At 58.2% G+C, this 20,011-nt stretch carries 15 protein-coding genes; 11 read left to right on the plus strand and 4 right to left on the minus strand.

Annotated elements, in window-relative coordinates:
- Window positions 1-67: 67 nt before the first annotated feature.
- Both AC6R19_RS04700 and AC6R19_RS04705 read left to right on the plus strand, forming a co-directional pair.
- Complete coding sequence (locus tag AC6R19_RS04700) at window positions 68-2,284, plus strand: TonB-dependent receptor (protein WP_500578501.1); 2,217 nt, start codon at window positions 68-70, stop codon at window positions 2,282-2,284.
- Window positions 2,285-2,405: 121 nt separating this feature from the next.
- Complete coding sequence (locus tag AC6R19_RS04705) at window positions 2,406-3,896, plus strand: M20 family peptidase (protein ID WP_500578502.1); 1,491 nt, start codon at window positions 2,406-2,408, stop codon at window positions 3,894-3,896.
- A gap of 164 nt (window positions 3,897-4,060) precedes the next feature.
- On the opposite strand, the gene AC6R19_RS04710 is transcribed toward AC6R19_RS04705, so the two are convergent.
- On the minus strand, window positions 4,061-4,246 hold the full coding sequence (locus AC6R19_RS04710; protein ID WP_500578503.1) for a hypothetical protein: 186 nt from the start codon (window positions 4,244-4,246) through the stop codon (window positions 4,061-4,063).
- 449 nt (window positions 4,247-4,695) lie between these two features.
- On the opposite strand from AC6R19_RS04710, the gene AC6R19_RS04715 reads away from it, so the two are divergent.
- The 4 genes from AC6R19_RS04715 to AC6R19_RS04730 all read left to right on the plus strand — a co-directional run bounded on the left by AC6R19_RS04715 (window position 4,696) and on the right by AC6R19_RS04730 (window position 8,402).
- On the plus strand, window positions 4,696-5,430 hold the full coding sequence (locus tag AC6R19_RS04715; RefSeq protein WP_500578505.1) for a SapC family protein: 735 nt from the start codon (window positions 4,696-4,698) through the stop codon (window positions 5,428-5,430).
- Window positions 5,431-5,533: 103 nt separating this feature from the next.
- On the plus strand, window positions 5,534-6,442 hold the full coding sequence (locus AC6R19_RS04720) for a transporter substrate-binding domain-containing protein (protein WP_500578507.1): 909 nt from the start codon (window positions 5,534-5,536) through the stop codon (window positions 6,440-6,442).
- Window positions 6,442-7,542: an MltF family protein gene (locus AC6R19_RS04725; protein WP_500578508.1), complete on the plus strand. Its 1,101-nt coding sequence runs from the start codon at window positions 6,442-6,444 to the stop codon at window positions 7,540-7,542. Before AC6R19_RS04720 ends, AC6R19_RS04725 begins: the two co-directional genes overlap by 1 nt.
- Window positions 7,543-7,844: 302 nt before the next feature.
- Window positions 7,845-8,402, plus strand: a complete 558-nt coding sequence (locus AC6R19_RS04730; protein ID WP_500578509.1) for a hypothetical protein — start codon at window positions 7,845-7,847, stop codon at window positions 8,400-8,402.
- Between the two features lie 106 nt (window positions 8,403-8,508).
- Here AC6R19_RS04730 and rrtA read toward each other — a convergent pair whose 3' ends face one another.
- Window positions 8,509-9,207: a rhombosortase gene (rrtA, locus tag AC6R19_RS04735; protein ID WP_500578510.1), complete on the minus strand. Its 699-nt coding sequence runs from the start codon at window positions 9,205-9,207 to the stop codon at window positions 8,509-8,511.
- A 451-nt stretch (window positions 9,208-9,658) separates the two neighbouring features.
- Window positions 9,659-14,950, minus strand: a complete 5,292-nt coding sequence (locus AC6R19_RS04740) for a S8 family serine peptidase (protein WP_500578511.1) — start codon at window positions 14,948-14,950, stop codon at window positions 9,659-9,661.
- Window positions 14,951-15,394: 444 nt separating this feature from the next.
- Between AC6R19_RS04740 and AC6R19_RS04745 the strand changes: the two genes are divergently transcribed.
- From AC6R19_RS04745 to AC6R19_RS04765, 5 genes are all read left to right on the plus strand, one after another.
- Window positions 15,395-16,249 carry a MipA/OmpV family protein gene (locus AC6R19_RS04745; protein WP_500578512.1) on the plus strand — a complete coding sequence of 285 codons (855 nt, stop codon included), beginning with the start codon at window positions 15,395-15,397 and terminating at the stop codon, window positions 16,247-16,249.
- A complete protein-coding gene (locus AC6R19_RS04750) occupies window positions 16,246-16,617 on the plus strand; it encodes a DUF3019 domain-containing protein (RefSeq protein ID WP_500578514.1) in 372 nt (123 codons plus the stop codon). Before AC6R19_RS04745 ends, AC6R19_RS04750 begins: the two co-directional genes overlap by 4 nt.
- Complete coding sequence (locus AC6R19_RS04755) at window positions 16,614-17,318, plus strand: response regulator transcription factor (protein WP_500578515.1); 705 nt, start codon at window positions 16,614-16,616, stop codon at window positions 17,316-17,318. Before AC6R19_RS04750 ends, AC6R19_RS04755 begins: the two co-directional genes overlap by 4 nt.
- The gene (locus tag AC6R19_RS04760) at window positions 17,318-18,496 is read left to right on the plus strand and encodes a sensor histidine kinase (RefSeq protein WP_500578517.1); all 1,179 of its coding nucleotides are present in this window, start codon (window positions 17,318-17,320) and stop codon (window positions 18,494-18,496) included. The genes AC6R19_RS04755 and AC6R19_RS04760 overlap by 1 nt, the downstream gene beginning before the upstream one ends.
- A gap of 195 nt (window positions 18,497-18,691) precedes the next feature.
- Entirely contained in the window at window positions 18,692-19,387 is a 696-nt protein-coding gene (locus tag AC6R19_RS04765; protein ID WP_500578519.1) for an esterase/lipase family protein, read from the plus strand.
- 75 nt (window positions 19,388-19,462) lie between these two features.
- On the opposite strand, the gene AC6R19_RS04770 is transcribed toward AC6R19_RS04765, so the two are convergent.
- On the minus strand, window positions 19,463-20,008 hold the full coding sequence (locus AC6R19_RS04770) for an OmpH/Skp family outer membrane protein (protein WP_500578520.1): 546 nt from the start codon (window positions 20,006-20,008) through the stop codon (window positions 19,463-19,465).
- Window positions 20,009-20,011 lie beyond the last annotated feature (3 nt).

Consider the following 20,011-nt stretch of genomic DNA (forward strand, 5'->3'; position numbering starts at 1 on the left):
AAGACTGTGTAGCCCTTCAGCCTCTGCTGAAGGGCACCGATAAGAATAACCCTACAGGAGAGTCGTCATGAAGGCCCCCCGATTCCTGCCCCAAGCCCTGGCCGCAGCGGTAGCCGCCCAGGCCGCATCCCTGGTTTCCGCCGCCGAAATCGAGGAAGTGATCGTCACCGCCCAGAAGCGCAGCGAACGTCTGACCGAAGTGCCCATCGCCATCACCAGCATGGGGGCCGAAAGCATCAAGCAAACCGGCGTACGCCAGGTGAAGGAGGTGGCTCAATATGTGCCCAACCTCACCATCAGCTCCGGCACCGACTTCACTACCGCGGTCACCATCCGCGGTGTGGGTTCCAACAGCCGCAATATCGGCTTTGACACCCGCGTCGGCGTCTACCTGGACGGCGTCTACCTCGGCCAGTCCCCGGCCATCAACCAGGACCTGGTGGATCTCGAACGCATCGAGGTGCTGCGCGGCCCCCAGGGCACCCTGTTCGGCAAGAACACCGTGGCCGGCGCCATCAACCTGATCTCCCAAAAACCCAGTGACGAGTTCGAGGGCAGTATCGGCGTCGAGTACGGCAGCATGAATTCCCGCCAGGTGTCCGCCACCCTGAATGCGCCCCTGTCCGACAGCCTGTTCGGCAAAATCTCCGTCAACAGGCAGCAGCGCGACGGCTACGTGAAAAACCTGACCACCGGCAGCGGCCTGAACGAACAGGACGGCACCGCCTACCGCGCCCAGCTGATGTACGATGCCGGCGGCAGCTTCGCGGCCACCCTGGCCCTGGACGGCATGCAGAGTGACCGACTGTCCACCACCGGCGAGCCGGTCACCGATACTTTCGGCATCGCACCGAACAGCGCCGCGCCGGAAATACACGAGGTGGCCATGAACGTGGATCCGCGCGAGGAACGCGATATACAGGGCGCGGCCCTGACCATGGAGTGGATCCTGGACAACGACTTCACCGTCAAGTCCATCAGCGCGTCCCGCACCACCGAGATACAGTACTTCAACGACCTGGACTACTCCCCACACGATCTGGTGGAGCTGGCCTACGAGGACAGCTACAACCAGGTCACCCAGGAATTCCAGCTGATCTCCCCGGACGCCGCCGACTTCAAATACGTGGCAGGCCTCTACCTGTACCGACAGGAGGGCGACAGTACTCGTGTGGTGAGCAGCTCCCCCCTGTTCGAGGGCCTGCTGGCACAGCAATACGGCGCTCCCGGCCTGGTGAATCCGGACAACCCCGTCTACACCGACGGCATTGTGGACACCAGCAGCTACGCAGCCTACGTCAACGGCTCCTACCAGTTGAGCGACGACTGGAAGCTGGGCTTCGGCCTGCGCTATTCCCAGGAGGAGAAGGACGTCGACTGGATGATCGACGGCAGCAGCGCCCCGCTGTTCCGCATCGCCACCGGCCAGGTACAGGATTCACGCAAGGACAGCCACCTGTCTCCGACCTTGAGTATCAACTACGCCCTGAACCAAGACGTCAACGCCTATGCCAAATACAGCAGCGGCTTCAAGAGCGGCGGCTTCAATCTGGACTTTATCGGCGCCGGCGACCTGGCGGCGGGTACCGACTTTGACAAGGAAACCGTGGATGCCTTCGAAATAGGCCTGAAAGGCACCGCCCTCAGCCGCCAGTTGAGCTATAACCTGGCCCTGTTCCAGTCCACCTATCAGGACTACCAGGTCAACCAGTTTATCGACCTGGGCGACGGCGCCACCTCCATTTCAATCCGCAACGCAGCGGAAGTGGAGACCACCGGCCTGGAAGCGGAAATCAACTATCTCGCTACCGACAACCTGACGATCAATGCCTCTCTGGGCCTGCTGAACGCGGAGTTCGCCAGCTACCCGAACGCGGACGCCAATGGCAGCGACCTCTCCGGCAATCAGCTTCCAAACGCTCCGAAGACCTCGTTCAACCTGGGCGGCCAGTACTATGTGCCGATCGACGCTATTGGTGCCGACCTGCTGCTGCGCCTGGACTATTCCTTCCGCGACAGCTTCTACAACACCGCCGAGAACGAGGAATCCCGCACCCTGGCCAGTGGCGACACGGTGCAGTTCGGCTGGGTGGACTCCTACCAGCTCGTCAACGCCCGCGTCGGCCTGGAAAGCCAGACGGACACCTGGGACGCAGCACTCTTTGTGCACAACCTGACCGACGAGGAGTACCTGACCGACACCCGCCGGGACTTCCTCGGTACCCTGCGTCACTTCTACGGCCTGGGGCGCACTGCCGGTATCGAGCTGGAATACCGTTTCTGATATCCCGGCTCGCGGCTGGCCCGGCAAAATGGCTTGCCGGGCCATCAGTCCTCTCACTCCGTGAACTTACCCGCCTGCCCCATACAACGGGCCGGCAAACTACAAACAGAAGTTGTCAATAATGCGCAAATCACTTTTGAAGAAAGTACTTGCCAGCGCAGGGGCCGCAGCGCTGCTGGTCGTCGCCGTTGTACTGATTCGCACCCTGTATTTCACCGCCGCCCCCCTGTCCGATCATCAGCCACAACCCGCCGAACTCGGCGGCGCCCCGATCGCGGAGCGGCTTTCCCAGGCTATTCAGTTCCGCACCGTATCGTCACAGCTGAACGAGTCGCAAACCCGGACACAATTCGAAGCCTTTATCGACTGGCTCGCCGCCACCTACCCGGAAGTACACAGTGCCATGCCGCCCGCCCGCTTGGGAAAGAATCCCGAACAACAGTACACGCTACTGTTCACCTGGCCGGGGCGCCGCGACGACCTGCAGCCGATCCTGCTCTCCGCACACTACGACGTAGTACCCGTCATCCCCGGCACAGAGGAACTCTGGACCCAGCCGCCCTACAGCGGCACCGTGGACCAAAGCCATATCTGGGGCCGCGGCGCCCTGGACGACAAGAGCGCTGCCATCGCCCTGATGGAAGCCGTGACACTGCTGCTCGCGGAAAACTTCCAGCCTGAACGCACCATTTACATCAGCCTGACCCACGACGAGGAAACCGGCGGATACAACGGCACCGCCGCAGTGGTGGAGAAGCTCAAACAGGATAATATCCAGCTCGCCTGGAGCCTGGACGAGGGCTCTTTCCTGCTACAGGGTTTCTTCCCCGGTATCGAGCACCCGGTGGCGAGCATCAACGTGGCGGAAAAAGGTTTCCTGACGCTGGACCTGGTGGCGCGCGGCCGGGGCGGCCACTCCTCGATGCCGCCGCAGGAAACCGCCGTGGATATCCTCGCCGAGGCGCTGCGGAAACTCCGCCAGTCTCCGCTGCCCAGTGGCCTGGAGGGCGTCAGCGAGGATATGTTCAATGCCATCGCCCCACATATGCCCTTCAGCCATCGACTGCTGTTCGCCAACCGCTGGCTTTTCGACGGAGTGATCAGCTCGAAAATGAAATCCAACGCCGGCACCGCCGCCATGCTGCATACCACCGTTGCGCCCACCATGCTCTCCGCCAGTGTCAAGGAAAACGTCCTGCCGATAGAAGCGGTGGCTACAGTGAACCTGCGCGTCCACCCCAGGGACAGCATCGAGAGTGTCGTCGACCACGTAGAGGCCGCGATTGACGACGAGCAGATAGAGGTAAAAGTACGCCGGCAGCGACCGCCGTCGCGGGTGTCCAGCGCGGACACGGCGGGTTTTTCGGCCATTACCAATGCCGCGCGCGCCACCTATGGCCCGCTGGTCGTCGCCCCGGGACTGACCATCGGCGGCACCGACAGCCACCGCTACGAGACAATTGCCGACAACAGCTACCGCTTCAACCCGATGGTTGTCACCAAAAAGGACACCCACGGATTCCACGGCACCGACGAGCGGATCAGTATCGAGAACATGGTCAACGCCACGAACTTTTTCAGTTTTCTGATCGAAGGGAACAGTGCCCGCTAGGGAAGCGGTATTCTTGAATACTCAAGTTTCGGAGTTCACCGGGATTGGCTGGCCCGGGGTGAATCGGCTTCGATCGGCCCTGTTGGCGGTGGTTACCCGGCAAAAAACCTCATCGGTAAATATTTTCCAGGTAACCACCGCCAGCAGGGCCGCGTGCAGTGCCACTAGAGCGTTCCAGCCCTCGATGTGAACTCCAAACTTGAGTTGAATACCTTCCCACCCTTTATGATCACCATGAAGTTCTTCGCGAGGTCGGCCAGTGCGCGCTCCTCCACAACATCAAGTTTGCCTGGATAGCGGTAGCGCGGACCGGACATAGCCAGCAACTCTGCATTGTTGCTGGTCGCCATTCTCAATATCTCCACCGGGGTGTACCAGCGCGCCAGGGTAACAGGCCGCTCGGCCTGGGTTAAGGGATAGTGATACAACGCCTATTGCCCTGCCGGCTCATCCCAGAAATCGCTTGAACTATCCTTTCAACAATCCAACCCCCTAAAAAATACCGATAAAAGCGCTTCAGTTTTTCTGCCCCCGGAAATATCCGCAACCGATCCAAATGCGCGGCCAATCTTCACATAGTGGCCCAATCGGACAGGAGTGAAAAACGCTAAATTGCTTTTCAAACGTTTGGCAGATGAGGCCGCTATGTACTCTATATTTTCCTGACAAGAATCCGGTTCCTTCCAAGAATATTGATTAATACGCCGGCAACACGCGGTTAACTTTCCTGCAAGTGAAAACCCTGATCTTGTGTCTACAATCAATTACGGACCTTTAAACAAGCAAGGAGTAGAAGTAGATGAGAAAGCTGCTGTTCTATCGCCAACCCGTGACCCTGAACAGGAAAGCGCACCGTAACCTGAAGTTTTCAGCCAATGGGAAATATCAATTCTCCCGCCCCGTAAATTCCGTACCAGTAACAGGTATCGAGTTCTTCGAAGCCAGTCGCGATATGCCCGTTATGTTCAGTCGCAGCAAGTCCGGACGCTACTCTCCGCTGGTCCTGATGTCCCTGTGCAACAACAACCACGCCTTGGTGGACGATGAGGGCAGTTGGGCCGGAAACTACGTGCCCGCCTTTATCCGCCGCTACCCCTTCGCACTGACCGACAACCAGACAATCTGCTTCGACAAGCAGGCAGAGCAGTTCTCCGAGGAGAAGGGCGAGCCTCTCTTCAATGAGGAAGGCAAAAATACCGATACCCTAAACAACATTATCCAGTTCCTGAACCTATTCGATGACGCCTTCAAGCGTACCCGGGAATTCTGCGATCAGGTGCAAAAGGCAAAATTGTTCAAGCCGTTCAATGTCCAGATACCAGCCGGAGACGACAAAGCAGTGCGCTTGAAAGGTCTGTACATTATCGACGAGGCCAAAATGCTTGAGGTGGACAGGGAACAGGTGCTGCAATGGTTCAAGGGTGGGCAGCTGGCCTGGATCTACGCACATCTACACTCTCTCGGCGCTTTGAGGCAGCTGTCCAAACGGCAGACACTTGAAAATATAGAGGAAGAGGCTGGCACCTCCACCTAAACTGATGCCCTGCGTCACCAGAAACAACCTTCTCGGAGATGACACTAGAATCTGGCTATCCTCGACTGCTGGAGTTGTCAATGGCCGGCCGTAGCATTCTCACTTGGCTGCCGTTTATCGCAATCCTCGCCCTCCTCAGTGGCTGCTACGAGGGAAGGTCGAAGCAGAAAGAACAGGCATCCCGGAACTCAGCCCCAGCGCGCGGTTTTCCTTCTCCAACTACCGGGAAACAGGAGACCTGGATGCAATCCGCAAGCGCGGAATTATCCGCTTCGTCAGCCTCTCCCGGCCCGTGGAAGACCAGCTGCCGCGCTCAGAAATCGTCACCCAGGGGCATTTTAACCTGGCCAATCGCTTCGCGCGGCACATAGGGATCGAGGCAAAGTGGGTAAAAGCGAAAGATCCAGAAGCGGCTATTGCACTGGTCGAACAGGGCCACGCGGACGTTTTGGCGGACAACTTCACCGATACGAAGCAGCGCCGCGGGCGACTGGACTTTTCAGTTCCATTGCAACAAACCCGGCAACTTCTGATCACCGGCACCAGAGGGCCGGATATCGATACAGTGGAAAAACTTTCCGGCGTAAAACTGGTAGTACCCGCGCGCAGCACCCACGTGCAGACTGCCGCGCAACTGATCGAAAACCATCCCCTCGCAGGACTCAGCATGGAGGAAGTGCCTTACAACGATCAATTGGATCTACTGATCGATCTGGTCAACAAGCAGCGCAACCAGGTCACCATACTCGATAGCAATGTTGCGGAAGGGTTGCTGGAGTACAGGGATGATGTACGCATAGGCGCGGCGGTGTCAGCCACGGAAAACATTGCCTGGGCAACGCGAAACAACTCCCCAAACCTGCTGCTGTTGATCAACAACTTCCTCACCATGAAGCTGGTTAAAAATGAGGAGAATCGAATATCCGACTGGAAGGAAATCAAAGAGTCCGGCGTGCTGCGACTGCTTACCCGCAACAGCGCCGCCAGCTACTTCCTTTGGAAGGGTGTCTGATGGGCTTCGATTACGACATGGCCAGGACTTTCGCGGAAAATAACGGCCTTGAGATCCAGGTAATCGTTGTTCCCTACAAAGACGACATTGTCGACTGGCTGGCGGAAGGGCGCGGTGATATTGCCGGAGCCTCCCTCAATATTACCCCTGAGCGCATCGAGGAAGGAATGGGGTTCAGCGCCCCATACCTGGAAATGCCATTGCGGCTGGTGAACAACAGGAAGGATCCCCCGATTTCCACCGTGATGGATCTCGAAGGGCGCACCCTCACCGTGCGCGCGCACTCTTCTTTCGTCAGATATGCAGAGCTGCTGCGGGACAGCGGCATCGGCGTCAAGGTGGAAATCGCCGATCCAAAGGTTTCCTATCAGCAGCTTATCGGCATGGTGGAAAGCGGTGAGGTTGAGGCGACCCTGGCGGACGCCGCGGGGATCGACGTAGAGGCAACCCTGCGCCCCTCACTGCAGCCCGGCGCGGTAATTACCGATCCACTGCCACAGGCCTGGATGCTGCTACCACAGAACAAAGAACTTTTGCGCAAGGTCAACGCATTTGTAAAGGAATTCCGCAATAGCAAGGAGTACAAGAAGAAGTACGATGCCTACTTCAAACCCAACAAGCGTTTCGCACAACGCATCAAAGCGCGCATAGTACCGGGCCAGGACCTCTCCCCTTACGACGGCATGGTCAAGAACTCTTCGGCGGAACACCAGTTTGACTGGCGTATGGTGGTCGCGCAGATGTGGCAGGAAAGCAATTTCAACCCCAGGGCGGTATCCCCAGTGGGAGCTCAGGGTCTCCTTCAGGTAATGCCGCAGACGGCTGAGGAGATGGGCTTTCGCCCACCGCTGTTCGATCCGGAACGAGGCATCAAGGCGGGCGTCAAGTACCTGGACTGGGTACGCGGGCGATTCGACGACACGCTGCCCCTCGATAACCTGTTGTGGTTCACACTGGCCTCTTACAACGCCGGCTACGGCCACCTGCTGGATGCCAGCTCTCTGGTAATCGCCCTGCCCTCTGCTATTGGTCAGCGGCAACCTGCCCCTCGCTGCCCGAGCCCCATGGCTGATTACAGCCCTTGCTCCGCAAAAACATGAACCAAGTTGTCCTTTGGGCCAGTTGGCATGTGATTCCCTGCCTCTGACATGGCCTTGTAATTGCTCCGGTACTATTCTCGCCGAGCTATACCACCCGAACACGATCCCCCGGCGGACTGCATTACAGCGGCCTGCTAGTGGGCCTTGGTATAGAGAAAAAGCCGACAGGGCATCTCTATCGTCATTCCCGCGAAGGCGGGAATCAAGAAACCCCGTGGCAACTGGACCCCCGCCTTCGCGAGGGTGACGAGAATCGAAATTTTTTGGAGATGCCCGATAGAATATGAACAAGGGAGATTTTTATGAAAATGAAGAAATGCGGTAAATTGCTCACAGGACTGGCACTGCTCGGAATATCCCTGCTATTCCTGGTTCCAGCCAGCGCCCAGCAGGTGGATGCGACCTGCCTGGGGAACGTCGATCTGCAGTTCAATCCGCCACTCAAGCTGTTGCCCAATCCGACCCACGTCACCGGTGCCGGTTCGGCCAGCTGCGTGTTCGGCGAGGACCTCTCCAGCCACACCGCATCATTGACGGATATCGATGGCAACGGCGACCTGTCCTGCCTGGTCAACACAACCGCAGAGGGCACCGTGCTCGTCAATTGGGACGACCGGCCCGCGAGCCTGGTTAACTGGAAGACGGTGCAGGTTGAGTTGTTTGATATCGAGCTGGGACTGCCCAGCGTACCCCGCGTCTTTGTGCTGGAGGGAGAGGTTTTGAGTGGAACCTTTGAGGGCAGCACCATGGTGATCAGTTACAACGACATTCCGACACTGGCCTATCTGGATTGCCTGTTCGGCGGTCTTGGCAGTATCAGTGGTCCGGTGAGCATGACATTCACCCAGCCGTTGATGTAGCCGGCTCCGGCGCCCTGTTTCCATACGGGGCGCCGGTTGGTGTCAGAGGTAGGGGTGTGTAAGTTGTCCAGCCTGGCCTTCCGATCCTCGTAAATCAACCTGATTACTACCTAAGCCAAGCCGAGTTCCAGCAATCTTTCCGGCGTTCGGCAACAGTTACTTCTACAACCGAACTTCGTCGACCAAGAGAGTTTTTATCCTTTTCCGGAGGGATGGCCTGTACGGAATTTTCGCGCCACCGCAGCCCGATGAGAAAAATTAGCGTACCCGCCACGGCTCCCCATAGATGGACATCCACTGCCACGTCGACACCAATTAGTTCAGCAGTGGCACTGCTTGCCCCCTCCCACTGTTCATAAGCGACTTTCAGCCAGTTGCCGGCCGGCAGCAGGGTACGCCAGCCGCGCAATATGTCTCCGCCCGCACCCCAGACAATCAGGCCGTGCAATACGCCGGACAGCCCCAGGTACCCGTGGGTATCCAGAGAGCAAAAGTAGAGACCCGAACTGCAGCCCAGGGCGATGAAAACGCTGGCGCCGGCAAATGTCGCCGTCTTGTACTGATCGTCGTGCAGAATCCACAACAACAGCAGGCCGGCGCCGTTCAGCAGATAGTGATGGCCATTGGCGTGCACCAGATTGCCGCCTAGCAGGCGCCACAGCTGGCCCTGTTGCAACAGGTCACGGTCGTATATCAATAGCGGCTCGAGGTCGGCAGCAAAGAGTTGGACAAGCGTGACGATTGCGAAGAGAAGGATAGGCTCCAAGGCGGTCTGGGGATTTTCGAGTCTCGGAATCTTGAACATTGTGCGACAACCAGCCAACTCAACACCGTGAGGTAGTCTAATACCAATGCCCTCACCCAAGGAATAGCACCGTATTTCTTAAGAGCTTAGTGCGCCGTACACAAAGTTCTGTAAAAGTTTGCTACGCCAAAACGCCCAGCTCTGCGTTGAGAAAGCTGGAATAGAACTACTATTCCAGCGCTTTCTCGCCTTGATCTGAACGTTTTGGCTGTGCTCCTTTGTTACAGAACTTTGTGCACGGCCCACTAAGCGGTTATTCAAAAAGGAGCTCCGCGAATACTCCCCTGCTAACAGGTTCCCGCAGAATCCAAGCCACAATGGCACTCTGGAGGTTCTACTTCTCGAGATTCAGAAACGGCAGCGACGATGTAACCACACTGAGAAACGACGGCGTCAAAAAAAGGGGCGAACCAGAGGTTCGCCCCAAGCAGGAGCATCAATTTGATGTTTACTACGTGGTGGCAGCGCGGCGTCGTCTCATCAAGCCGGCTATTGCGAGCAAGCCTAGCAGATAGTAGATAGAGCCACCTTTCTTGCTCTTCTTAGGTTTAGGTTCCGGTTGAGGCTCGGGCTGAGGCTCGGGCTGAGGCTCGGGCTGAGGCTCGGGCTCGGGCTCGGGCTCGAACTCATCCACTCCGTCCGAAACCACTGTCAGATTGAAGGTAGTGGAAGCTGCATCCCCGGGGTTTTCCACGTCTGCCACGGTAATCGTGACTTCCGTTTCGCCATGGAAATCGGGCGCCGGAGTAATGGTTACTATGGAGCCGGGTTCCCAACCGGAGGCTTCACCGGAGACATTGTCGCCGGATACGGTGATCTGGTTGATACCGCTATCCTCATCCACATAGAGGACTGTGATATCGATGGAGCCGTCTTCATCCACTGTCTGGTCGGCGATATCGCCGATGGTGATGTTGGATGGCACAGTGATTGTGTGCGCCATTTCCTTGTCTTCCAGGCCGTCGACACTGCTCACCGCCGCGAACTGTATTTCCCTTCCTGAGGTACCGGCTTCCACATCCGTCCATACGGTGACTTCGAACTGGCTGGATTCGGGCCCTTGGTAGTCCCAGCAGAGCAGCAGGTCGTCGTGGATCACGTCCTGAAGTTTGCTGCCGGCTTCGGGCTCCAGGAAATGGTTCATGGAGTATTGCTCGCCCAGATACCATTCGAGGGGGCCGAGCTCATCCAACTGCCCCTTGAATCCCTGCAGGCCGATGGTATTTATGCCGTTGCGGGTACCGAAGTCCAGGTTGTCGTAGGCAAAATAGAGTTCGTGCTCGTGTTTACCGAAGCGGGTGTTGGCGTTGAACACTATCTCGAAATCGAAGCTGTTGTCGTAGCGGGTGTTGTTGTACGTACCGGTACTAGTGTCATACTCCGACCTGAAGTCGCTCGCGTTGTCGAACTCGATGATGCCCCAGCCCGACTGGGGGGCGACGGCGGTGGTTATACCCTCGTTCAAGTCACTGTTGAATGAGGGATTGTACTCGTTGGCGAGCACAAAGTAGTTCTCGAAGACGGCACCGCGCCACAGGGGAGCGATCTTCTCGTAGGGGAAGGTGTTGTCAGGCAAAACGTCACTTGCCTGGAAAAACACCGGCATATTGGTCAATGAGAGGAGGCCGTTGGCCTTGATCGACAGCTCGTTCTGTACAAACGCATTGATGGTGTCGTTGTTGTTGTACAGATGGAAGCGGTCGTGATAGCCCTGGAAGAATTCCTGCACCGGAATGGTGACGCCCTGCTGCCAGTTGACCCTGCCGTCGTAGGTGATACCGGTGGTCGGGTCGTACCAGGGGTAGCCGGTCTCCTCGTCGATGATCACCTCGTTGATACCGCCGAAGTTGGTCTGGTATCCGAACTCGCTGTGCAAATCCAGGTAGCCGTCCCTGCGCGCCTGGCCGAAATCGGGCATCTTGCAGTGCGGCGAATACTCCGGCGAATCCGAGTCGTTGGAGGTCACCACGTAGCGGGGCTGCAGGTCGGTGGTGTCTGGCTGCACGCCGCTGATGGTGATGGTGTTCCCCGACACTTCGATGTCGGTGACGATATCGTCATTGCTGGAGAGGACGCTGTCACTAGAGAAACCCAGCCCTTCGGGTACTGAGGCGGTGATTGTAAAGGAGCGGTCGTAGCCGCTGTTGTTGGGCAGAATCGAGAAGGTGAAAGGAATCTGATCGCCCACCATGGCGGCAGTTTGCGGCACATTCAGGGAGACGTCGTCCTTGCCCCTAACCAGTTTGATACCCACGCGGCCGATATTGCCGGCATTGATACTCGAGGTGCCGAAGTCGATAACTGAGTAGTAGATATCGCCGACTTCCATTTCCGGCTTGTTCCAGTTCAGCGCAACATCCACCGGTTCCTTGCCATTGCTGGCCGGCACGTCGAGGGACATATCAGCGGCCAACTGGTCGGTAACCACGGCGGTGGCGTAGCTGAAGGTCTCCATCGCGCCCGGATTCTGGAAACTGTAGGGACTGTAGAAAACCACCCAATAGCGGCCCGGTTCAGGGTCGTTCACGTTACAGAAATTATCGTAGCTGGTGTGGCTGGACACACACAGGAGTTCATCCAGCGGATCCACCTGGCCGTCGCCGTCGTAGTCCTTGCCCACGTAGACGACCAGGTTTCCCATGTCGAAGCTGCCGCGCAGTTCCGATTCCACAGTACCGTGGGATTCCGCGATCAGGCGCTTGGCGTTCGCCGGCACCGTCACCCACTCGGTGTGGGTGGCCTCGTCCAGCCTGCCCTCCAGTGCCACCGTTTCGTCGCGCTCCGGCGACCAGGGCATGTCGGATTCGTCATCCTTCGGCAAAGTTACTGTTTTTACGTCGGCTTTTACCCCGGCGAATACACGGCCGTGGGGCGTAGCCGTCTGCGGCAGCCTGATATCCTTGAACAGGAAGTTCCCCAGGTTTCGGTGTGCGGTGGCCTTGAGTCTGCTGGGCATACCGTTGGCATCGTACTGGAAGGCCATCGGCAGGCGCAGTTGTTCGCCGCTGTTTTCCGTCAGGATCAGCTCGGAGTGCAGTTCGACCTCCGAGTTGCTGAACCAGTCCTGGGTGTCCATTATCGAAGCGGTGACCACCACCGTCTGGGTTTCACCCGCTTGCAGGGTGAATTCGTTTGGAACGGCGGTAATGGTGATGCCGTTCTGGGGGCTTTGCCAATTCAGGTCGTAGTCCCAGTTGAAGACTTCCCCGCTATCGATTTTCCAGGAACCGGGCTTGGTTGCGGTAAAGGTGCGCAGCCACTGGCAGTTGGGCGCGCAGCTGAGATCCACCAGTTGCGGCAGGTTCAGCCGATGCACCGTGCCGCCGTTTTTGGGGTTGGCGGCGAGGAAATTCTCCGCGGTTTCGTCCATGACCAGCCCTGCATCCACGGCTTTGGCGACATTGATACGGCCCGCGCCGGCGCGGTAGGTACCGGCCTCGCCGACATCGCCGTTGGCCTGGTTCAGGCGGCGGTAGCGCACTGTATCCTCGGCGGTGAGCATCAGCGCGGACTGTACTTCGGTGGCGCTCCATTCCGGGTGTGCCTCACGGAGCAGTGCCATGGCACCGGCGGCGTGGGGAGAGGCCATGGAAGTGCCGCTCAGTGACGCAAAGTCGCCTGAGTAGGGTACTGAAGTGAAGGGGTGTTGGTCGGCGTAGGCAGCATAGACATTGACACCGGGCGCAGCCACCATCGGAATCAGGCTCTCCGGTGTGGTCCAGCTGGGACCTCGGGAAGAGAAGGGGGCCAGCCAGTCAGCGTACTGCGGATCCAACTCGCGGGTGATACTGGTGATGCCGATGGTGACCGTATGGCCGCGCTCATCGCCCCAGCCGTCCACCCAGTCGCCCAGGCCGTCTGTTTGCCAGTCAGGTCCATGCCAGGCCTCGTAGCTCAGGTGCACCGCCGGCAACTCATACTCCACAGGCGGTATCGGGTCGCCTGAAGCGAAGTTATACATAATGAAGCCATCGGCGCCGCCCGCCTTAACGTTGGCGACCTTGTCTGTCCGCGCCACGCCGTTGGGATCGCTGAGGCTGTTGCGCTGGCAGACCACGATGACGTTGGGACGTTCGCCGGCGCTGTCGAGAATTGGATCGCCGTTTGGATAGTTGTCGAAAGTCCCTTCTGCATAGGGCGAGCCGCAGAAGCCACTGTAATCAATATTGCCGTCAGCATCGGGGTAATCCTTGGCCATCACCACGACGCCGGTGATCTCAGTGTTATTGACGGAGGCGCCGCTGAGGCCTGTTTCCGACCAATCCGGCACCGGGCCCAGGGGTTCGGAGTCGATAAAGCCTGCATAGCCCACCGGCGTATCCACTCTGATCTCTCGGTCATGGGTCGAGGCAGCGACGTTCAACAGCCAGGGAGAGGCGTGATCGATCGCACTGAAGCACTCCTGGCCACATTGCTGCCCGGCGTTACCGGCGGAGGCGGCCACATTGATACCGGCCTCGCGAGCGGCGAGGAAGGCCATCTCGATGGAACTCTCCCAGGGGAACCCCTCAGTACCGCCGATGGAAAAGTTGATTACGTCCACGCCGTCGCTGATGGCATCCTCGATACCCGCCACAATGGCTTCCAGGGGACAGCCGACGTAGCCGGAGTCGTTGTCCGGGTAGCAAACTTGGTAGGAAACCACGTTGGCATGGGGCGCCACGCCGGAAAGCTGCGGAAAGAGCCCGCTGGCGAGCGTCTCGCCATCGTGCTCGACCTCCAGTTGCGGCAGACTGTAGTGGACATCGGTAAGCACATTGCCCGCCGCGGTTGAGGCGGTATGGGATCCGTGGCCCTGGTAATCCTCGCCGTTTTTCGCCACATTGGTACCGGCGGTGAGATTCAACTCATCGTACACACCGGTGACCGCCGGATAGCTGCGCACACCTATCAGCTTGTCATTACACAAGGATTTCTGACCGGCAACGGCGCAATCTCCCACATAGACACCAGTTCCCCAAGGGTTGGTATGATCGTAGCCATCGTCCCCCACATCGGCAAAAGAAGGGTGATCCGTATTCACGCCGGTATCGATGATGCCAACGATAATCCCCTCCCCCTTGTGCGGCACCGAGTCTGTCGCATCCGCCGCACCAGTCCACAATTGATCGGCTCCAATCCATTGCGGGCCGGCGTCGGAGTGCAGCTCATAAGTTCTGGAGCGCTCCACGAAAGCGACCTCGGGAAGCTGGGCGACTCTCTTCGCCTCCTCTTGGGTCAACTTGAGGCTAAAACCATTGATGGCGTTGGTGAATTGACGACGCACTTCCCTACTGCCCACTCGCTGGGATATTTTGTTGATCGCATCCGCCTGCCTGCCCATCAGGTAGCCGCGATAATTCTCAACACCGGCAACTAGCGGCCTGCCCGCGCTGAACAGTTTTCCCGATTTGGACCGGCCGGCATCGGTGGTGGAAAAGCCGGCCGTGTCGCCGCTGTAGGTGGCGACCGGTTTATCGTGCAGGCGTACTATATAGACGTGCTCGCCGGCAACGCCCCGCTCTTCCTTGAACTTGTCGTGCTGCCTGCGTAGATGCACATTGACTCCGTTGTTCTCCAGAACCGAGTAGTCACCCGGCGCCTTGCCGGCAGCCTGATACTCGGCCAGCTTCTCAGGTGTTATTTGCAGTTGCTGCAAATCCTGCGGCGATCCGACTTTCGGACCAACCTGTGCCGCCGAGTGCGTGGCACCAATGGTATAGAGCCCGGCGGCTAAGGCACCGAGCATGTTTCTTATATTCATATAGGAATCCTCCAAAACAACCCTGGACAGCCCTGATTTACAGTCATATATCGTCTCCCCAAGAGAAAAGTTTTTATATATTCGGTCGCTTTATCGATAGTTTTGCGAACAATCAGATGAAATCACGCACCTAGAAATCCGGCTACGGGTTTCGCGTAACAGTTTGTAAGCCCAGCAGGGCGACGATGAGCAGCATCAATCGAGGAAGAAGCACCTGCGGGTACGCAAAAGGCGGTTCGCTACTGGAACCACCCTTCCGGAAACTACCCGGTCAAAATTTGCCGAACCAGGAGGATAGTTTGCGGTGGAAAGCTCTTTTGGAGAGAAATTCTACAGCTGGGATATTTGTAACGAATTGTCACCTTTTTCGCCAAGCCATGGCCGGCGCCTTGTGGCCCGTGATATACAAGGCACCCAAAGTAGTCGGCCATCCATTGACCCCTGATGTACAGAAGAATAAGAAACCAACTCATAACGCTGTTGCTCGCCTCGCTCGGCCATGCCGGGGCTGCGGCCGAAGACGTCAGCGCCCCCGAATGGAATTTCAGTCTCGCCATGGGACGCGGCCTGCTGGAAAACCCGCTCAAGGGCCGGGATAACGCCGAGGGCTTCCTGCTGCCCTCCTTCAGTTACTATGGAGAACGTTTCTTTGTCTGCAACCTCACCGCGGGCTACAGCCTGCTGGAGGAAGACAACTTCTACCTGGACCTGGTGGTACGCCCCAACGAAGACGGCCTCTACTATCACTTCGGCAACCGCGGAGTCACTACGGCCACCATAAGCCCGGCCCTGGGCCTCGTCGGTGAGGAGGAGGATGTAGAGGAAGGCCCGAGGGCCGTTGAGCGCAAGCTATCCGCGGTGGCCGGTCCGAGTTTTACGCTGGTGACCGATTTAGCAGACGTCTCCTTCTCCTACTTTCATGACGTATCCCATGTGCATGACGGCAGCGAGACACACCTGAGTTTCGACAAGCAGTACCGACTCCTCGGCGGCACCCTGGGGTGGAGCCTCGGGGCGGTAAAGAAAGACGCAGACCTGGTGGAGTACTATTACCATATGCGGGAATCCGAGGCCGGGGCCTTTGCGTTTCTCTACGCCTTGCACTCCCCACCGGATGACGTCACCGACCGCTATGCGCGCCTGAATTTTTCCTACCCCCTGGGCAAAAACTTCGAGTTCAAACTGGCGGCCAAGTACAATCGCTACGACATGGACGGGCGGCACGCACTGATGATGGAGAAGCCGGAAACCCTGAGCTGGTTTGCCGGCGTTCAGTACACCATTGGTAGCGAACGATGAAGATGCGGTTTTCTTGTTTTCTGTTGGCTCTGTGCCTCTCGCAACTTGGAACTGCGGCGGAATTGCGGATCACTCCTTCGCTCTGTGCTATCAATGGAGGCGAAGAACTCTGCACTATCCCGGTCAGGATTGAATTTTCCAACGACGACAATGCGCGCTATTGCCTGACCATTTCCGGCAAGGGGCTGATCCGCTGCTTTGCCGGCGGTTCCGTGCAGGAGATGCAGGTCTACGTCACCGCCGACGAAGACGTCCTTTTTCTGGTGACAGCGGAGGAAAGCGGAAAGGGTATCGCCTCGGCGACCCTCAAGGTCGCCCGATACCGCCCCAAGCGCCACCAGCGCCGCTACCATTGGGGACTGCTGTGAGCGCCGACGGAGGTTACCGGATCCTCCTTCTCGAGGACGACGACCAGCTCGCCTCCCTGATCCGCCGCTTCCTGCTTGAGCGCAGGTGCGATGTTACCCGGGCGGAAAACGGCGCTTCCTTTATGAAAGCGCTGCACCACCGGGACTACGATCTGATTCTCGCTGACGTGGTGCTGCCGGATGCCAGCGGCTTCCAGTTGCTCCGACACTACAATAACCAATTGACCTGCCCGGTGATTTTTCTCAGCGCCCTGAGCTCGGTGCAAGACCAGGTAAGAGGCCTCGAACTGGGCGCCTGCGATTACCTGGTGAAGCCGGTGGTGCCGGAGTTGTTGTGGGCAAAAATAGAAGTGAACCTGCGCCGTGCCCGCGGCATAGCGCCATCGACCGCAGACATCCGCATCGGACCGCTACAGGTCAGCCCGGAAAATCGTGAAGCCCAGGTGAACGGCCGGCCACTCGCACTGACCGACTATGAGTTCGAGCTGCTCCTGATATTTGCAGAACACCAGACGCGACCACTCAGCAGGGAGTACCTGTTCCGGCGCGTGGTGGGGCGCGAGTTCGATGGTCTGGACCGCGCCTTGGACATGCGCGTGAGCCGCCTGCGCAAAAAACTCGACTCTATTACCGAAAACATTACCATTCGCTCCATTCGCGGACGCGGCTATACCCTGCATATCTCCGACGGGATCAGCTGATGCGCTTGCAGATGTTCCGCCTGCTCAGCATGATGGCGCTGGCACTGGTTATCGTCTACACGGCAGTGAGCGCCCTGTACCAGAATTATTCCGACTCGCCGGGTGAATACACCATCAGTGCTGCCCAATTGGCGCAAGCTCTCGAACGGGGGGAGGCGCCGTTGGCGCAGAGCTACTCGATAGATGCCATACATTTCCCCGACGACCTGCTGGCTCGCCTGCAATCCGGTGAAATTATCGGCCTGGACGCCGGTGACCGGCAGATCCTCTTCTACCGATTGAACGACAAGGGCGTCCTCCAGATAGGGCCGTTCCCCCAACAACAGGCCGAAAGCATCACCCAATGGCGGCTATTGCTGATCGGCGCCATGCTGCTGGTGTTGCTGCTGCTGATCTGGCCGCTGTTTCGCGATCTGCACCTGCTGCAAAAGCTGGCCATCCGCTTCAGTGAGAAGCCCTTTCGCATGCCCGCCAAAACCAGCCGGCGCTCGGCCATCTACCCCCTGGCGGAAACTTTCCGCCGGATGGCGAATATCGTGCTGGACTACTGCCAGATGAACCAGGACCTGGCGCGCACCATAGCGCATGAAATTCGCACGCCTCTCGCGCAGATCAAGTTTCAACTGGCACTGATGAAGGAAGGCCCGGACAACGCCCTGATCGCCGATGCAACCAGGGACATCGAGCAACTGGTAGACAGATACCTGAGTTTCGCCCGCCTGGAAATTCAGGAAAAGTTCATTTCCCGAAAGTGGGTATCCCTGGAAAATTTCTTCAGTGGCCTCGCGTCGACACTGGAATCCCAGTGCCCGGAACTGCAGATCGGCTACTACTTCCCGGACTGCAAGGCCTGCCTGGAACCCGACGCACTCGCCATCGCCATACAGAACCTGGTCACCAACGCCAACAAGTACGCCCGTGATCGGGTCGATCTGCAGTTCGACTGCGATGGTGAGTATTGCACCTTGACCGTCGAGGACAACGGACCGGGCCTCGCTGGCGACGCGCTCGAACTTACCGACGCATTCACCCGCTCCGCCACCGATGACCAGGGCTACGGTCTGGGCCTGTATATCGTCAAGAAGGTGATGATGTGGCACGACGGCAAGTTACATCTGGACCGCTCGCCCAAACTGGGAGGCACCCGCGCCACCCTGAGCTGGCCCAATTCACCCTGAGTGCCCGAGTTCAGGTCACATTTCGTTATTGCCCCCCGTTTCCCGGAAGGAATGGAGCCTATGCGACACGGTAACCCCTGCAGCCCCATCCCGACACAGTGGTCTTTGTAACAGTCTGTCTCCGACCTGCCTTCCGCTCGGCGGCTAGAATCTATTGAATACCCCGGCTACCTGATGAGAGTTGGCTCGCAGTCGATGAAGATGGTCATTCTGGCCCTACTGATGTCGCTCCCCCTCACCGCCAAGGCCAGTTCCTCGTGCGTAATACTACTCCACGGCCTGCTCCTGTCCGACGGCTGGATGGCGACGATGGAGCGGGCAATTGCCAGGGCGGGCTTTGCGACGGTAAACGTGGACTACCCGTCCACCCGATACCCCATCGAGAAACTGGCCGGGCCCGCTATAGCGCCGGCCCTGGACCACTGCCGGGGCTACGATGAAATCCACTTCGTCACCCATTCTCTCGGCGGCATCCTGGTGCGCTACTACCTAGGCCGGGTGCCGGTGGAAAACCTCGGGCGGGTGGTGATGTTGGGACCGCCGAATAAGGGGAGCGAAGTAGTGGACAAACTTGGGAGGATACCCGGATTTCACTTCGTGTTCGGCGATGCTGGCCTGCAATTGGGTACAGATCGGCAGAGCTTTCCGCGCAAGCTTGGCGCCGCAAATTTTGACGTAGGGGTTATTGCTGGAACCTGCAGTATCCACCCATTTCTCTCGCGGGTAATTCCGGCGGTCGACGACGGCATTGTCTCAGTGGAAAGCACGACGCTCGCGGGCATGCGCGATCACCTGCAAATGCCGGCAACCCATCTATTTATGATTAGAAACGAAGCGGTGATCGCCCAGGTGATTCACTACCTCACGCACGGGGATTTCAAACGGCCGTAGCACTCGAAAGGCGGGAAGGGGATAAATCACACCTTCTTGGCGCGGGCTCGAAGCTTACCGCAATGCGCACAATAATTATGGTTTTTCATCAGTTCCATTTTCTGCGCTCCCCATTTTTTTCAGGATACTCGCCGTGATATCGAGCGATACATCCTCGAGGTGCAGAAACTGACTGCGCGCGGCTACCGCGGAACACCCCCGCTCCTTCGCAGAAGTGCGGATCACCGGTTGTGCCAGGCGCATGACACTCGCGGTCAGTTCGGTATCGAGTTCCTCAAGTTCGCGGTTGAGCTGGCGGCGTTTTTCCTGGAGCGCGACGAGGCGCCGTGCCAGTTCTTCCGCACGGGCATTGGAGGTCTGCACGGAAAGTGAGACCCGGGCCTCTTCGAATGCCTGGGTGTCGGCCTCCAACTTCTTGATATCCCTCTCGTAGCTCTGCCGGGCCCTCTCTCGAATCTGCTGGAAGCGCTCAGCCATATTTACCGCCACCTGCGAATTCAACAACAGGAAGTTTTCATCGACAACGCACAGGAGAAACGGCCGGGCCGGTTGAGCATGGACCGGTGCAGATAACACCGCAACGGCGATCAGGAGACACCTGCAGGGTGATGTAATTCGCATAGG

This window comes from Microbulbifer sp. SE14 (genome assembly GCF_059834885.1).

Excerpts from the sequence above, each read along its gene's own strand:
- AC6R19_RS04770 (WP_500578520.1), bottom strand. The coding sequence starts at position 20,008 with ATGCGAATTACATCACCCTGCAGGTGTCTCCTGATCGCCGTTGCGGTG.
- AC6R19_RS04725 (WP_500578508.1), top strand. The coding sequence starts at position 6,442 with ATGGGCTTCGATTACGACATGGCCAGGACTTTCGCGGAAAATAACGGC.
- AC6R19_RS04765 (WP_500578519.1), top strand. The coding sequence starts at position 18,692 with ATGAAGATGGTCATTCTGGCCCTACTGATGTCGCTCCCCCTCACCGCC.
- AC6R19_RS04750 (WP_500578514.1), top strand. The coding sequence starts at position 16,246 with ATGAAGATGCGGTTTTCTTGTTTTCTGTTGGCTCTGTGCCTCTCGCAA.
- AC6R19_RS04705 (WP_500578502.1), top strand. The coding sequence starts at position 2,406 with ATGCGCAAATCACTTTTGAAGAAAGTACTTGCCAGCGCAGGGGCCGCA.
- AC6R19_RS04710 (WP_500578503.1), bottom strand. The coding sequence starts at position 4,246 with ATGGCGACCAGCAACAATGCAGAGTTGCTGGCTATGTCCGGTCCGCGC.
- AC6R19_RS04740 (WP_500578511.1), bottom strand. The coding sequence starts at position 14,950 with ATGAATATAAGAAACATGCTCGGTGCCTTAGCCGCCGGGCTCTATACC.
- AC6R19_RS04730 (WP_500578509.1), top strand. The coding sequence starts at position 7,845 with ATGAAAATGAAGAAATGCGGTAAATTGCTCACAGGACTGGCACTGCTC.
- AC6R19_RS04700 (WP_500578501.1), top strand. The coding sequence starts at position 68 with ATGAAGGCCCCCCGATTCCTGCCCCAAGCCCTGGCCGCAGCGGTAGCC.
- AC6R19_RS04760 (WP_500578517.1), top strand. The coding sequence starts at position 17,318 with ATGCGCTTGCAGATGTTCCGCCTGCTCAGCATGATGGCGCTGGCACTG.
- AC6R19_RS04715 (WP_500578505.1), top strand. The coding sequence starts at position 4,696 with ATGAGAAAGCTGCTGTTCTATCGCCAACCCGTGACCCTGAACAGGAAA.
- rrtA (WP_500578510.1), bottom strand. The coding sequence starts at position 9,207 with ATGTTCAAGATTCCGAGACTCGAAAATCCCCAGACCGCCTTGGAGCCT.
- AC6R19_RS04745 (WP_500578512.1), top strand. The coding sequence starts at position 15,395 with ATGTACAGAAGAATAAGAAACCAACTCATAACGCTGTTGCTCGCCTCG.